This is a genomic window from Lactiplantibacillus herbarum (assembly GCF_001039045.1).
GTDB lineage: Bacteria > Bacillota > Bacilli > Lactobacillales > Lactobacillaceae > Lactiplantibacillus > Lactiplantibacillus herbarum.
The window spans coordinates 10,413-26,317 of record NZ_LFEE01000013.1 but is presented as its reverse complement, the minus strand read 5'-3'; the positions used below and the strand labels follow the sequence as shown (position 1 = coordinate 26,317).

Annotated in this window: 13 protein-coding genes; 2 read left to right on the top strand and 11 right to left on the bottom strand. The window is 42.5% G+C overall.

Annotated elements, in window-relative coordinates; all coding sequences use genetic code 11:
- Nucleotides 1-651: 651 nt before the first annotated feature.
- Together ACG95_RS04375 and ACG95_RS04370 are read right to left on the bottom strand one after the other, a co-directional pair.
- Nucleotides 652-2,757 carry an LTA synthase family protein gene (locus ACG95_RS04375; RefSeq protein WP_047999339.1) on the bottom strand — a complete coding sequence of 702 codons (2,106 nt, stop codon included), beginning with the start codon at nt 2,755-2,757 and terminating at the stop codon, nt 652-654.
- A 156-nt stretch (nt 2,758-2,913) separates the two neighbouring features.
- Nucleotides 2,914-3,150, bottom strand: coding sequence for a YkuJ family protein (locus tag ACG95_RS04370; protein ID WP_047999338.1), 237 nt, complete (start codon nt 3,148-3,150; stop codon nt 2,914-2,916).
- 192 nt (nt 3,151-3,342) lie between these two features.
- On the opposite strand from ACG95_RS04370, the gene ACG95_RS04365 reads away from it, so the two are divergent.
- The gene (locus ACG95_RS04365; RefSeq protein ID WP_047999337.1) at nt 3,343-4,530 is read left to right on the top strand and encodes a pyridoxal phosphate-dependent aminotransferase; all 1,188 of its coding nucleotides are present in this window, start codon (nt 3,343-3,345) and stop codon (nt 4,528-4,530) included.
- Between the two features lie 62 nt (nt 4,531-4,592).
- Here ACG95_RS04365 and ACG95_RS04360 read toward each other — a convergent pair whose 3' ends face one another.
- The 7 genes from ACG95_RS04360 to ACG95_RS04330 form a co-directional block, all read right to left on the bottom strand.
- Nucleotides 4,593-5,840, bottom strand: coding sequence for a D-alanyl-D-alanine carboxypeptidase family protein (locus ACG95_RS04360; RefSeq protein WP_047999336.1), 1,248 nt, complete (start codon nt 5,838-5,840; stop codon nt 4,593-4,595).
- 65 nt (nt 5,841-5,905) lie between these two features.
- Nucleotides 5,906-6,958: a lysylphosphatidylglycerol synthase transmembrane domain-containing protein gene (locus ACG95_RS04355; RefSeq protein WP_047999335.1), complete on the bottom strand. Its 1,053-nt coding sequence runs from the start codon at nt 6,956-6,958 to the stop codon at nt 5,906-5,908.
- A 3-nt stretch (nt 6,959-6,961) separates the two neighbouring features.
- A complete protein-coding gene (locus ACG95_RS04350; protein ID WP_047999334.1) occupies nt 6,962-7,984 on the bottom strand; it encodes a glycosyltransferase family 4 protein in 1,023 nt (340 codons plus the stop codon).
- Nucleotides 7,985-8,065: 81 nt separating this feature from the next.
- The gene (locus tag ACG95_RS04345) at nt 8,066-9,244 is read right to left on the bottom strand and encodes a glycosyltransferase family 4 protein (protein ID WP_047999333.1); all 1,179 of its coding nucleotides are present in this window, start codon (nt 9,242-9,244) and stop codon (nt 8,066-8,068) included.
- Nucleotides 9,245-9,600: 356 nt separating this feature from the next.
- Nucleotides 9,601-11,331 carry a phosphoenolpyruvate--protein phosphotransferase gene (gene ptsP / locus ACG95_RS04340; protein ID WP_047999332.1) on the bottom strand — a complete coding sequence of 577 codons (1,731 nt, stop codon included), beginning with the start codon at nt 11,329-11,331 and terminating at the stop codon, nt 9,601-9,603.
- On the bottom strand, nt 11,331-11,597 hold the full coding sequence (locus ACG95_RS04335; protein WP_021732342.1) for a phosphocarrier protein HPr: 267 nt from the start codon (nt 11,595-11,597) through the stop codon (nt 11,331-11,333). The genes ptsP and ACG95_RS04335 overlap by 1 nt, the downstream gene beginning before the upstream one ends.
- Before the next feature lie 148 nt (nt 11,598-11,745).
- Nucleotides 11,746-11,943 (bottom strand): hypothetical protein, encoded by a 198-nt coding sequence (locus ACG95_RS04330; RefSeq protein ID WP_047999331.1) that lies wholly within the window; start codon nt 11,941-11,943, stop codon nt 11,746-11,748.
- A gap of 490 nt (nt 11,944-12,433) precedes the next feature.
- On the opposite strand from ACG95_RS04330, the gene ACG95_RS04325 reads away from it, so the two are divergent.
- The gene (locus tag ACG95_RS04325; protein ID WP_047999330.1) at nt 12,434-14,650 is read left to right on the top strand and encodes an ATP-dependent Clp protease ATP-binding subunit; all 2,217 of its coding nucleotides are present in this window, start codon (nt 12,434-12,436) and stop codon (nt 14,648-14,650) included.
- Nucleotides 14,651-14,728: 78 nt separating this feature from the next.
- Here ACG95_RS04325 and ACG95_RS04320 read toward each other — a convergent pair whose 3' ends face one another.
- A complete protein-coding gene (locus tag ACG95_RS04320; RefSeq protein WP_152668284.1) occupies nt 14,729-15,283 on the bottom strand; it encodes a tyrosine-type recombinase/integrase in 555 nt (184 codons plus the stop codon).
- 174 nt (nt 15,284-15,457) lie between these two features.
- Nucleotides 15,458-15,847: a MarR family winged helix-turn-helix transcriptional regulator gene (locus ACG95_RS04315; RefSeq protein WP_047999328.1), complete on the bottom strand. Its 390-nt coding sequence runs from the start codon at nt 15,845-15,847 to the stop codon at nt 15,458-15,460.
- Nucleotides 15,848-15,905 lie beyond the last annotated feature (58 nt).

Here is a 15,905-nt window from a genome sequence, read left to right as displayed (position 1 = left end):
CTTTGTTCAGTTTTCAAAGATCTAATTCGTCGGTGTTGATTAGCTCAACACAACTACTAAAGTTTATCATCTTCAGAACAACCTGTCAACATCTTTTTATAAATTATTTTGAATAAAGATTCAATGTAATGGCTCTCAATCAACCTAATTATTCATAATAATAAATAATGTTGCATATCGCTCTTAACGACAAGAAATATCATACCAAGAATTACGACCCTGGTCAAGCCTTTTACTCAATTAAATTCAGAAAAGTTTTAACCGCTGACTCATATCGCAATATTCTATATTTTACGGTGTTTCCATTAAGATATCAAGTTCTTTTTACACTAACGCTTATTCTACTGATAATCATTTTCTCCCTCCCCTACGTAGGCTAAACACTTCTTATCAACAATCCTAAAATATTCACGTCGATTAGCCTTCCTCATTCACTTGCTCGAAAACACGGTGTCTTCATCTCCCTTCACAATCAGGGCTTACTTTAGACTACATCGCAACTCCTTCAAATGTACGTACAGTCCTTTTCTTACTAATGAACTGTGCAGTAGTCCATCCATCTAATATAGATAGTGACTACTAAGTGATAGAACTGGACAAAAAAAGATGACGCCCATATCGGCACGTCATCTCACTGCATAACTATTTAATTTAATCTGAACTACTACTTGAACTAGAACTGCTATCGCTTGAACTAGATAGTTCTGGTGCATCCGTCTTGTAGAGACATTCTGTCGACTTACCATTATTTTTATAGAGTACACTCGTCTTCTTCTCTGCTTGAATCTCTTTAAGCGATTTAAGCGTCTTAGTGACTTTATAACTGTAATCAGACTTATCGACCTTCTTGAAGCCCTTAGGTGTATAGAACCTTAATAGGTCTCCTTGAATAACTCGATCAGATAAGGACAATTCTGTCGTCACGTGATTTTGCATCTGTTTGACAGAGTCCTTCTGCTTAGTCGTCATATTAGTAGCCTTCTTACCAGTCTTCGAATCATAGACTGTTCCACTGATCTTAGTATAGGTCGGTGAAACAAAGTCCCCGTTTTTAAACGCCACGGTTTGATTATGATTCTTCGATAGCAAGTCCGTCCCAAATTGAACGTAACCCTTATTCTTAATACCTAATAGATCAAACATCGTTGGTAAGGCATCGATCTCACCACCATACGTATGATTGACCCCACCCTTAATACCTTCAGAGTGAATCATAAATGGTACTTTTTGGAATTGGGCTAAATCAAAACTTGTGACAGACTTCTTGCCTAGTAATTGTGCAATTGCCGCTTTATGGTTATTCGAAATACCATAGTGATCCCCATATAAGACAATCATACTATTTTTGTAGAGTCCGGCCTTCTTCAAATAACTGATGAATTCAGCAAACGACTGGTCTAAGTAGTGCGCTGTTTGTACGTAACCATCTACCGTTGAATCGCCAGTCGTCGTCTTATCGATGGTCTGGTTCTCCTTATCCAAAGTATATGGATAATGGTTGGTCAGTGTAATCAGCTTAGCATAGAACGGTTGTGGCAACTGTTCCAAATACTTAACGGAGTCTTTGAAGAAGATCTTATCCTTCAGACCATACCCAACTGAGTAATTGGCCTTCTCCTTATAGTAAGAAGAATAGAAGAAATAATCATAGCCCCATGATTTATAAGCGTTATCACGATTCCAGAAACTAGCCACGTCACCATGGAAAGCCGCCGTTGTATAACCTTTTTGTGACAAGATTGCTGGTGCAGCTTGGAACGTGTTAGACGTCCCATACTGAGTCATTGCTGAACCAGTTGGTAATCCGAACAATGAGTTTTCCATCATCATTTCTGCATCAGACGTCTTCCCTTGAGCAACTTGATGATAGAAGTTATCAAAGCTCAAGGTACTCTTATCATGGTAGAACTTGTTAAGGTTTGGCGTCACTTCTTTGCCATCTACCTTATAATCAATTAAAAATTGCTGGAAACTTTCCAAATGAATGACAAAGACGTTCTTACCTTTGGCCTTACCAAAGTACTTCACGTTGTCATCCGCTTGATTCTTCTTCAGGTAGGCCAAGACACTCTTCATATCACTACTACTTGCCTTAGCCCGAGTCGCACTCTCTTTTTCAGTCTGATAGAAACTGTACCCCGCATATGTGTTAAGTCCTAAGTACTTTACGATGTAGTTATTATCAAACGTCCGTGTCAGTAAATCTGAGCGGTCATGTTCTGACATCCCCAGGTTAACTGCAAACAGTGCTACCCCAATCATTGTTAACGTCGCAGCATACCGAATCTTAAACGGTCGCGGATCGATCCGAATTACCTTGAAGGCTAATAACAGGATCAACAACACAACGTCCGCATAGACTAAGAAGTCGGTAGCGTGAATAATCTGGGCTAAACTTGTTCCCAAGTTGTTACTAGCCGCTCCGGAACTCTTAATAACTCCGGCTGACATAAAGTCAGAAAATTCACGATAATATAAGATATTGGCAAAGAGCCAGGAGGTTTGCAAAGCGTCGATAATAATAATCAACCAATACTTTAAACGTCCCCGGAAGTATAACGCGATCCCGAGTAACACAATTGCCGTTGGGAATGGGTTCAAGAATAAGATGAATTCCTGTACCGGCCCCTTAACACCTAGCGTAAACTCATTCTTATACGCGATATACGTCTTTAGCCAAAATAAGACCACGGTCAGAAAGTAGAAGCCAAGGGTTGTATTGACTTTTCCCACCGTGTTTTTTAAAAATTTAGCCATGGTAATTTCTTCCTCCGTTATTACTATTAACAAATCCATATTATAACGATTGCGTACTAGTTAGCAATATCTTGAAGGTTTCTTCAAAAATTCTTCAACATTTACAACGCGTCATAATATGGATCTATATGAAAATCTATCTAATTGGGGGGAATGTTAGTTGTCCGTCAATAGGTCGTATAATTCAATGGCAACCAAGTCAATGTTATCAAATTCAAACGTTTGATCAGGGTTGAATTCTTGTAACGTATACGTTGAGGTTGCAGGATCATAAGCAACTTGTCCACGTTCAACGCCCTCTTTTTCAAAGCGTCGTGCCTGTACTTCTGTTGAGTCCGTATTCCGCATGACTTCTAATCGTTTGAGAATTGCTGTTAATTCTGATTTATCCATTATAGTAATCTCGCTCCTTAGGTTTTGTATTTATTCTAGCAAAAAACAGGCCCAATAACACGTTTTTTATGTAGAAAGCCGATTTTTAACGCCAAACTTCACATTTATAATTATACCCTAACTAACCGCAAAGACGGTGAGAAGTTGTGCTAAAATTAGAACAACTTATAAATTTAAAGGAGTTCGTGATATATGACATTATTTAGAGACGACCTCAATGACACCATTAGCCAGATTCAAGTTTCAACCATCCGGCAATTCGATGAAGAAGTCAGTGCGATTCCTGACATGGTCAAACTGACTTTAGGCGAACCTGATTTCAATACCCCCGAACACGTCAAAGAAGCCGCAAAACGTGCGATTGATGAAAACTGGTCTCACTACACTGGTATGGCTGGACTATTAGGCTTACGCCAAGCAGCTGCCCATTTCCAAGAAACTAAGTACGGTGTCCACTACGATGCTGACGACCAAGTGCTCGTCACAGTCGGTGCCACAGAAGCAATTGCTACCGCATTGACCACCATCTGTAATCCTGGGGATGCAATTATCGTTCCTTCACCCATCTTCCCTGCCTATATTCCAATCATTCAAGAAGCGCGGGCAACGCCACTCTTCATGGACACGGGTGTTAACGACTTTGTTATCACGCCAAAGATGGTTGACGACTTCATTGCGGCTCATCCTGACGAACACTTTAAGGGCATTATCCTTAACTACCCGAACAACCCAACTGGTGTCACTTATGTTGAAGACGAGATCAAAGCCTTGGCTGAATGTTTCAAACGCCATAACTTATGGGTCGTTTCTGACGAAATCTACAGTGAATTAACTTACGGTAGTGATCACGTCTCTATTGCTAAGTACATTCCTGACGAAGTCATCCTAATCAACGGACTCTCTAAGTCACACGCAATGACCGGCTGGCGGATCGGTTTCCTATTCGCTTCTAAGGAAATGACCGCTCAGATGAAGAAGGTTCACCAATACTACGTCACCGCTGCCACCACGGTTGCCCAGATGGCTGGTATTGAAGCCCTTGACAACGGGATTGACGACGCGCTACCAATGCGTAAGCAGTACCAAGCCCGTCGTGATTTCGTCTACCAAACTATGGAAAAGCTGGGCTTCAAGATTGCTCGGCCAACTGGCGCTTTCTACATTTTCGCCAAGATTCCTGCTGGTTTCGAACAGAATTCCATGGCTTTCTGTAAAGACCTCGCACGTAAGAATCAACTTGCTATCATTCCCGGAACCGGGTTTGGTGCAGAAGGTGAAGGCTACGTTCGCTTGAGTTATGCTGCTAGCATGGAAAAACTACAAAAAGCAATGGCGCGCTTAACAGCCTATATGGTAGAACCAAGTAACCGCAATGCTTAATTAACCTGAAGTTAAAAAAATCGACTAGCCTGCTAAAGGCTAGTCGATTTTTTTGTCTTATTTTACTTAACCAGTGCAAATGTCGCCGTAGTTGGTAACGAGTCAGTTTTAACTGGTGTCGTCGCCCGCTGAATCGGTCCATCCAAGGCTAACGCTTTAGGTGTTCGATAAACAATCGTCTGACTAGTACCAGATAACGGATCAGTTAAACGGACTTTAACGACCGCCGTATCGGCTGCCAAATAATTGGGCATATTATGATGCATTGCCCATAATGCAATTTTGGTCTGAGTCAATGGGTGCACCGTATTTGACCATTTTACAAGCGTACTATTCGTCACTAAATGTACCTTATTCGTCGTACCCGGAATCTGGTACTCAATCGACTTCGGTGCCACGGTCTGGTACCGTTCCGTATTCTTCAGCATTAGTCGTAAGTTGTTATTAGCCGTAAACTTCCAGGTTGCACCTAGAGTCGTGGCAATCATCCGTCGACCATTCTGCTTGTATGTTGCTACTAAACACGCCCCCGCCTGATTCGTATAACCCGTCTTCAAGCCATCAACGGGTACTTGAGCATCATAATACTCTTCCCCTTTTAGAATCTGCACAGACGTCGGTACGGTATACTTATGGATCTTAACTGAACGATGATTGGCAACATCGATGACATCTGGATACTGATTGATCAGGTGTTGCGCGATCGTAGTCACTGCTCGTGCTGAAACCATGTTCTGCCCCTGCTCACCAGTACCTTTGATCATCAGGTCATAGTTAGTCAGGTCCGTATTATCCAGTCCAGAAGCGCTGATAAAATGCGCGTCTAAATGCCACTTGGTAGCTTGCCGATTCATGGACTTAATAAAAGCTGCATTGCTACCACCAACGTATTCCCCCAACGCGATGGCGCCACTATTCGAAGAACCAACTAAAGTTGCCGCAAATAGCTCTTTAACCGTGAACTTCTCATCCGCTGGCATTGGCATAACCGATAATGTTGAACTAGTCGCCATTTTACGGACGTTCTTATCAATTGGCACCGTGTCTGTCCACTTGATTTTGCCCTGATCAATCGCTTGTTCGACTAAATACAGCGTCATCAGTTTGCTGAGCGAGGCAATCGGTAACTTCTGATCCGCATTTTGCGCATAAACAGCTTGCCCCGACTTAGCATCGATGACATAGGCAGCTTTAACCTCATCCGCATCACTGACAGCACGTGCCTTGGTTGAGGTTCCCACTAGACTACTACCAACAGAGGCCAACACCAATAGTCCCCATACTAATTGGTTTTTCAATAACTTTAACATAGTACCTTCCTTTATTAACTGATAAAAATGGGACAGAAAACACGTTCTCCGTCCCATTCAATAATTTATTTTTCTGATTGATTCTGATTGAGTTCAGCTACCGGAATCTCTTCGGCTTTTTCAGCCCGCATTGCCATGGCAAACATACCTAAGAATAAGCCTAGGTAATACGTCAAGATGCGCCAAATCAGCATCGCTAGAATCAGCTTGCTGTGACTCGGAATGAACTTAGCAAATAGTGCGGTGAATCCAAACTCAGCACCACCGGCACCACCAGGAATTGGAAATAGTGAAGTTACCAAGAAAATCAACACGTTTAAACTAGTAACCATGATGAGGTTGACATCTGATACCCCCATCGCCCGCATAATAAAATACGGAATTAGGTAATAGAATAATAGTTGCAAAAAGGTCAAGACACAGACTTCAAGCAACATTCGCCAATCTTTTGTCATCCGCACACTCTCTTCATAGAAAGAGTCGATTTTTTCACTAATATTGTCTTCGAACTTGGCAAAACGTTCCGCCTTCATGAACCAACTAACTGGAATCAAGACGATTTTAACTGCGCGCTTTGTGAAGTTATACCAGTACATGACTAGTAAGAGACCGACAATCACCGCAAAGTGAATCAGGAATCCTAGGACAACGTACAAAGATAGGTAACTTAACTTTTCAGCTAGGTAATTAAAACCGACTAGCATGGCGAAGATAAAGTTCAGTACGACCATTGCTTGGAAGACAACGAACTTCATTAACGCCACTGAACTTGCTCGGCCAGCATCGATACCAGACTGAGCCATCACGAAGATCTGAGCAGGTTGTCCGCCTGAAGAAAACGGCGTAATCCCATTAAACAACTGTTCAGCTAACGGTACCCGCAGAGCATTTTTGAACGTATAGTGCCGATAACGATGGCGAACAAACTTCTGAACAACCACAGCTTCTAAGCCAAAGTAAAGACCGACACAGCCGAGCGCAACTAATAGCCACCACCAATTAAGTGTGACGATGTCCGTCATTAAGCTACTGAGCTTAACATTGCGTAACGAATACCATGAGATACCGACTCCCAATGCGACCATGACTAGTAATGACCAGATATTTTTTCTTGTCATTGACTATCCCTCTTTTGCTTGTTTCAGATAAAAGTCATGCCAAACTTTGGCTAACCGTTCTTCAGAATAGTCCTGCGCGGCTAATACAGCCTTATCATGCAAAAATTGCATGCCAGCAGGATTATCTCGCAAGTGGTCGATTTGCTTTTGCATATCATCCACATCGCTAGCTGCTTGGTAGTAACCATCAATGATGGCATGGTACAGATCCAAATCGCGTAATAGTACTGGTGTCCCACAACTGAAGGCTTCTAAGACCGACATGGGGAATAGCTCATTATAGGATGGCAATAAGAACAGATCCGCCATATTATAATAATCAACCAGTTTTTCACGCTCAACGATACCTGGAAACGACAAGTTAGCCGGTGGATTATCAACGACTTGTTTTAATTCTTGATAGCCATCCGTAATCCGACCGAAGGAAAAGCCGCCAGCCCACACAAATTGAATGTCTGGGTTACGTTTTGCTAACTTAATGAAATCAGGAACCCCTTTACGATCTTGAATCTGTCCGGTACCAATAATCATGAACTTATTCTGATCATAACCATACTGTTGCCGTAACCGTTGTTGCTTATCTTTAGTCATCTCATAGAATTCCCGCTTGCTGACGAAGTTGGGAATATAAGTCACATCCGTGCGCTTAATATGATAGGCCTCTAGTTTAGGAATAAAAGTTGGGTTAACAACCACAATGTGATCCATCCGCTTATAGAATGAAATCAAATACCGGTTGAAAATCTTCTGAAAGGGACGTGGTAATTTCAAGCTACCTTCCAAAGTTTCTGGCAAGAAATGCACGTAGCCAATCTTTCGCCCTCTGTTCGGCATAAATGTCGACAAATAGAACATCGGATTAACCGTATGGTAGTGTGAAACCGTCGATCGTCCATACCGGTTCACTTTAATATTGAACTCATCTTGCCAATGCGTCTGTAGTAGTCGCATTAGTTCAAGGTAAGCACTACCGACCCCCTGGCCCTTAACCGAGTCAGCTTTCGAAAACATCGTGATGTTTAACATAAAATTTCCCCTTAACCTGAATCAGCTCATTATCTCAAAGCCATTAATTTTATTTCAAGACTGATTATTTAATTATACCGCTTAGTTGCTAATATCTGCTGACTTATCCGCTGATTCTGAATAAGCGAGTTGTACATCCTGATAGTAATTAATCACTTGTTTACCAAAGTACTCCGCCGAAATCTGGTAAAGCTTCTTTTGACGAGGTTTAGGATCATCAAAAGCATGTGGATGTTGTAAATAGCGCACAACGTCTTTGACCAGCGTTTCCTCACTAGTAAAAGTCGTTCCCAGTGACGGATCGTCTAATAACTGGTCCGTGTATGGGCTAGTCGCAACGACCGTCTTTAAACCCGCAGCCATTGCTTCAATGTAGGTTAATCCTTGTGACTCCGAATTAGAGGCCGAAACAAATAAGTCTGCCATCTGGTAATAGTTAAAGACTTCATCATTATCGATTTCACCAGCAAACTGCACGTGTTCCGTTAGGTTCGCCTCTTTAACCTGGTTCTCCAGAGTCTCACGGGCAGGTCCATCCCCAACGATTAATAATTGGGCTGCTGGAACCTGTTCAATTATGGCAGGCAGCGCTGCGATCACTTCATGAATATTCTTTTCGTAGGCTAAACGACTGAGTGAAAGCAATACGGGGGTCTCTGGTTGATACCCCAACTTTTCGCGGTAATTGGCCGTCGACTGCTGTTCGTACTGGTTAATATCAATCCCAGTAGGAATAATCCGTACCGACGACTTCACACCGTAGCCCTTCAATGTGTTAGCAACTCGTTGACTAGGCGCTACGATTCCATTCATATGGTAGCAATAAGCCCGCGTAGCCTCTTTCACGTGGTACGGCTTCAAAATCTTCCCATTCGCAATGTAGTGCAAATAATCCTCATACATCGTGTGATAGGTATGAATACATGGGATTTTTAGTTGCTTAGCCACAAATTTGCCAATCATCCCCATCGAGAATTCCGTTTGGGTATGAACGATATCTAAGCCCAAGTCTTTAGCGACCTGGTAGGCCTTAAACAAACCACGGACAGCAATTCGGCGATCAGTAAAGGAGACGAAAGGAATACTCGTAAAACGAAAAATATTGCGTTCATAAATATTCTTATCAACATGGGGATCCGTGGTCGTAAAGATATAGACTTGATGACCAGCCCGTTCGAGTTGATTGCGTAACACCTTAATGGACGTTGCGACCCCACTCACTTGTGGATAGTATGTGTCTGTAAATATCCCAATATTCACGTCGATTCTCCCCTTATTTCCCGTTAGTTCAACCTAAACTCATGGTTAACTAACGTTGCTTCACAGCCATTTAAGTTAATCGGCTTGAGCAAGTCCGTTTACGTTGCAATGATTAATTATAACAATTATATTGGTTCAGTATCAGAGTTGCAAATAATCTTAATATAAATTAAGAGTTCATGGCAAACGATTAGCACATAACTGGACTGAAAAATCCCCCTCACTCTTTCAACCACTCCCAACTTCTCCCCTAGCCTTTGAAAGACTTGATGCTGACCATCATTTTAACCAACAATTGTTAGGACAAACAAAAAGAGCAAGTCCGCAGACTTGCTCTTTATTTAGGTTCATTATTATTATTTGTCGAAGACAGTCTTTTCAACTAATTCTTTAACTTCGTCATTCGTCACACACTCGTTAAGAGCACGATCAGCTAACTTAGCCATTTCCTTAGTATCAAGCTTCTTCATCAATGAACGGGTCTTTAGAACTGAAGTTGAACTCATTGAGAATTCATCTAAGCCTAAGCCCATCAATAATGGAACTGCAATTTGGTCCCCAGCAACTTCACCACACATACCCGTGAAGCGACCGTTAGCGTGAGCAGCGTCAATAACGTGCTTGATCAAACGTAACAACGATGGGTTGTATGGTTGATACAAGTATGACACTTGTTCGTTACCACGATCAGCAGCAAATGAGTATTGAATCAAGTCGTTAGTCCCAATACTAAAGAAGTCAACTTCCTTAGCGAATTGGTCAGCCAAAATAGCAGCGGCAGGAATTTCGATCATAATCCCAAGCTTGATATCATCCGCAACTGGCGTACCAGCAGCAACCAACTTAGCCTTTTCTTCTTCGAAGATGGCCTTAGCTTTACGGAATTCATCCAAGGTTGCGATCATTGGGAACATAATCCGTAATTGACCGAAGTTTGATGCACGAATTAACGCACGTAACTGAGTCCGGAAAATGTCGTCCCGATCAAGTGAAATCCGAATTGCACGGTAACCCAAGAATGGGTTCATTTCTTCAGGTAATGGCAAGTAAGGTAACTCCTTGTCACCACCGATATCCATGGTCCGAACAATCACGGGTTTGCCGTTCATGCCTTCAACAACTTTTTTGTAAGCTGTGAATTGGGTATCTTCGTCAGGTAATTCTGAACTGTTCATGTACAAGAATTCTGACCGGAATAAACCAACGGCTTCAGAACCAGCATCCAAGACACCATCCATATCGTCAGGCGTCCCAATGTTAGAAGCTAATTCAAAATGCTTGCCGTCTTTAGAAACGGTCGTTTCGTTTTTGAGCTTAGCCCATTCAGCTTTTTGTGCACTGAAATCTTTAGCTTGTTGTTGGTAGTTAGCAACTTCAGCATCCGTTGGGTCAACCAAAGCGTCACCGTTGATACCATCTAAGACGACCACCTCGCCCTCTTGGATATCAGTAGTAGCCGTTTCAGAACCAACGATTGCTGGAATTTCAAGAGTCCGTGACATGATAGCTGAATGACTAGTCCGGCCACCAATGTCAGTAATAAACCCTTTAACATACTTACGGTCAAGTTGAGCCGTATCACTAGGTGTCAAATCGTGGGCTACCACGACGACTTCTGAGTCAATTAATGCTGGACTTGGTAAGGTAACCCCTAACAAGTGACTCAAAACTCGCTTCGTGACATCGCGAATATCGCCAGCTCGTTCTTGCATATATGCGTTGTCCGTCATTGCTTCGAACATACCGATGAAAGTATCAGTAACTTCCTTCAGTGCTTCTTCAGCGTTGACTTTATCATCATTGATTTTACCTTCGATTTGTCCAAGCATTTCTGGATCAGACAAAATGGTGATATGAGCTTCAAAAACTTCCGCTTCTTCTTCACCCAAGCTGGCTACCGCTTTTTCTTTGATAACCTTTAGTTCAGCCTTGGAAGCATCGAAAGCGTCATGTAACCGTTGAACTTCAGCTTCTGTATCAGAAACTGTTGTTTTTTCGAAAGATAAATCTGGATCAACTAGCATATAGGCCTTAGCAATTGCGATACCATCACTGGCAGCAATTCCTTTTAGTACCTTTTCAGCCATTATTCAGATAATCCTTCTTTCTTCATCGTATCAGTTAAAGCTGCGATTGCGTCGGCTTCGTCGGCACCTTCAGCAGAAATAGTCACGTCAGCATCTTTACCAACACCAAGTGACATAACGCCCATGATAGACTTTAAGTTAACTGATTTGTCTTGGTACTGCAACGTAATTTCTGAGTTGAACTTACTTGCTGATTGTACCAATAAAGTTGCGGGACGTGCGTGGATACCTGTGTCTGCGATTACGTGAAATTCTTTCTTTTCCATAACTATTCGATCTCCTTCAAGATGCAAAATTTAAAGTTGGTTCTGAGTCAAACCGAGTTGCCGCCAACACGTCTACTCAAGAGCCCTTAGTAATGATGATAGCAATTATCTCATTAAAATACAAGCCCTTTCATTCAAGCAGAGCCTATTAATTAGTCGTCTTACCATCTTGTTCAAAATGATAAGTGATCCGTCCATCTAAGTCCGCCATACCAATGATTCGTTTACGGTACTCATAATTCATATAAGCATCATGAAAGCTCATAAACTGGTCAGGTGTCACACTAAAGTTTTCACGTTTTCCAGTTCGTAAGTCTTCCATTAACTGCGTATAGTCAGTCACCATACAATCATCGCCTCCTTAAATATTAGGATTGAAATAATTTTTTACCACCGTCAAGCTTTGTTGTCGCAACAGTCACCGCAAAACTAGCACTGAATTAATATGTGCTCATTGCAATAACCGCTATGCTCAACATCAAATCTGGTCAGACCATTTCCATGCAAAAAAAACGCTTTGTACTATAATATAGAGAGACAGTTTCGTTGCACTAGACCAGTCATAACCAGATAATTAATATACAACGAATCCGGTTACATGACAAGCCTAGAGTTGCGACTATCCAGACTTAATTCAGAAATCACTCAATCAGTCCCTACGGATTAGTTACCAACACAACGACCAGTTTTTCCGGTGGAGCTTTTCACTTGCAATGGTTCGGGGAATCATTATACTGATAGTCAAAGGTCAACAAAGGTCAGAAACCATTGTACCTTACACTATTTCCTTAATCGATTTAGTGATATTTCTGATGCGAAAGGTGCGTGACAGCATAATGCTTTGTGACAATTGCCATAAGAACGAAGCGACGATTCATTTATACACGAACGTCAACGGTCAACGGCGACAAATTAATCTTTGTCAGAATTGCTATCAACTACTAAAGAATCAGGAACAACAACCAAATAATGGAGTTGGAGGTGCTAATATGGCACAAGATCCATTCGGTTTTGGTGGGCTTGACGATATCTTCCGTGCAATGCAAGGCGGTGCTGAACCAAATAACGCCCGTCAACAACAAACCCCACCAACCCAACCAGCTGGCCCCAATAATGGGGGGAATCAGCGTGGTAATAACGGTGGCGGGCTCCTCGGTCAATATGGTTTTAACTTAACGGCTCAAGCCAAACAAGGTAAAATCGATCCAGTCATTGGCCGCGATACGGAAATCAACCGTGTCATCGAGATCCTGAACCGACGTACTAAGAACAATCCAGTACTGATCGGTGAAGCCGGGGTTGGTAAGACGGCGGTTGTTGAAGGCCTTGCACAGAAGATTGTTTCTGGTCAGGTTCCACAAAAACTACTTGATAAAGAAATTATACGCTTAGACGTCGCTTCCCTTGTTCAAGGTACCGGTATCCGGGGCCAATTCGAACAACGGATGCAACAGTTAATGAAGGAAGTTCAAGACAATCCTAATATCATCCTCTTCATTGACGAAATCCATGAAATCATGGGTGCCGGTAATGCTGAAGGTGGCATGGATGCTGGGAACGTCCTGAAACCAGCCCTTGCTCGTGGCGACTTCCAATTAGTTGGGGCAACCACGCTCAATGAATACCGTGACATCGAAAAAGATGCCGCCCTCGCTCGTCGGTTCCAACCCGTAACGGTTGATGAACCCAGCGTTGAAGAATCTATCAAGATCCTACAAGGTATTCAAAAGAAATATGAAGACTATCACCACGTCAAATACGATGCAGATGCAATTACCGCAGCGGTCAAATTATCGAATCGCTACATTCAAGATCGTTTCTTACCAGACAAGGCCATCGATCTACTCGATGAAGCCGGCTCACGTAAGAACTTAACCTTGAAGACGGTCGATCCTAAAACCATTCAAGAAAAGATCGATGCTGCTGAACAGCAAAAACAGGACGCCTTGAAAAAGGAAGACTACGAGAAAGCGGCTTACTACCGTGATCAAGTTGCCAAGTTAGAAAAGGCTAAACCTGATGAAAACGCTGCTCAAGCTGATAACGATGCCGCAACGGTAACGGTCAAAGACATGGAACAGATTGTTGAAGAAAAGACTAGTATTCCAGTTGGCGACCTCCAAGCGAAGGAACAAGCTCAGATGAAGACCTTGGCGACTGACCTTCAAAGTCACGTCATCGGCCAAGATCAGGCTGTAGAATCCGTTGCCCGTGCTATTCGTCGTAATCGCATCGGTTTAAACGGTACCGGTCGTCCAATCGGTTCATTCATGTTTGTTGGCCCTACTGGGGTTGGTAAGACAGAACTCGCTAAGCAGCTCGCTGAAGAACTCTTCGGCTCTGAAGACGCCATGATTCGTTTTGACATGAGTGAATACATGGAACCACATTCAGTGGCCAAATTGATTGGTTCACCCCCTGGCTACGTTGGGTACGAAGAAGCTGGTCAATTAACTGAACAGGTTCGTCGCCACCCTTACAGCTTGATTCTTCTCGATGAAGTTGAAAAGGCTCATCCAGATGTCATGCACATGTTCTTACAGATCTTAGACGATGGTCGTCTGACCGACTCACAGGGTCGTACCGTTAGTTTTAAGGATACGATTATCATCATGACCTCTAATGCCGGAACCGGTGACAGCGAAGCTAACGTTGGCTTTGGTGCTGCAGCTGAAGGCATGACTCATGATATTACCAGTCGCTTGACGGATTACTTCAAACCAGAGTTCTTAAACCGGTTTGATGACATCATCCAGTTCAACGCATTATCAAAGGCTAACTTAATGAAGATTGTCGCTCTAATGATCGATGATGTGAATGCCATGCTAGCTAACCAAGGGCTTCACGTTCACGTAACGGAACCCGTTCAAGCAAAGCTCGTTGATCTTGGATATAACCCACAAATGGGGGCTCGTCCACTACGACGTGTCATCCAAGAACAAATTGAAGATCGCATTGCAGACTTCTATCTGGATCACAGCGATGTTAAACAGATGGTTGCCAAGGTTGAAGACGGTAAGATCGTTTTAGCGGCGGAAACTAAAGCAGAATAATTGATTACAAAATAAGGACTTCAGAATTTTCACTATTCTGAAGTCCTTATTTGTTTTTACTATTTCACTGACCAGTAACTATACGCCCAGCTTAAAATTCTCTAATTGTCGTTCCAAAGTATCACGTTCAATACCAATATACCGTTTAGTCACCTGCTCACTGGAGTGATTAAAGATCATCATTAAGCCAGCAATATCATGTGTCCGCTGGTAATAATGATAGCCAAATGTCTTACGAAGAGTGTGGGTGCCAATATCATCACGTTCCAAATACTCACTAGCCGTCTGGAAAATCCTATAGACACCATTAACAGTCAGTGCGCTGTCTCCCCGTCCGCTACAAAACAGCGGCTCATTAGCACCTCGGTAGCGCGTATACTTATGTAACTCCGCTTTTAGATTTTTCAAAAATAACCAGCGTTTTTTCCCAGTTTTACGTTCAACAATCATGACTCGATCCCTACCTCGTACCTGACCGACTGTTAAATTAACGATATCACTCATTCTGAGTCCCGTATTGATGCCCACCAATACGATCATTCGATTACGCTCCCCATAGCGTGCTTGGGTCACGGCCCATAAAAAGTCATTAATTTCTTGGGTCGTCCGTAGCGGTTCTACATTATAATGCATTCCTTTGATTACACCTCAATTTTTAGATTGACTTTGCATGCCTACACTTAAATTATGACTTTCCGTTTCCCCATTATATATACCTAACAAACAAAAACGCAGGGCAAGGAGTGTTCTCCTTGCCCCACGTCAACACAGATTCTTAAGTTCATCATACGTGATTATTTATCAAAACTAAAGTTTTAAGGTTTCTAATTGATTAGCAAGCTTAGCAGCCGGTGTTGTCTCTAGTGACTGTTCTAACTGCTGATCAACAGATTTCATGCGTTTGCGCCCAGTCTCAGTTAGCGTTAATACACGTAGGCGACGATCCTGCGCCATTGGTTGACTCTGTAGCCACCCCTGCTGAATCAAAACACCAATGTTTTGTGCTAACGACGCCTTTGCAACTGTAAGTGCCGTTGCAACGTCCCCAATTTGAACTTGTGGGTTTTGCTCAACATAAACCAAGATTCTTAATTCATTGAGGCTTAAACCGGTGAGTGATGACCAATTTGAGGTTAACCGTTTTAAGTCGCGCTCCAGGTGCATGATATTCATAATATAATTGATTGGTTGTTGCATACTAAAAGCATCCTTCCTAATCTTTAATATCTTTATTAACCATCTAATAATAAAACAG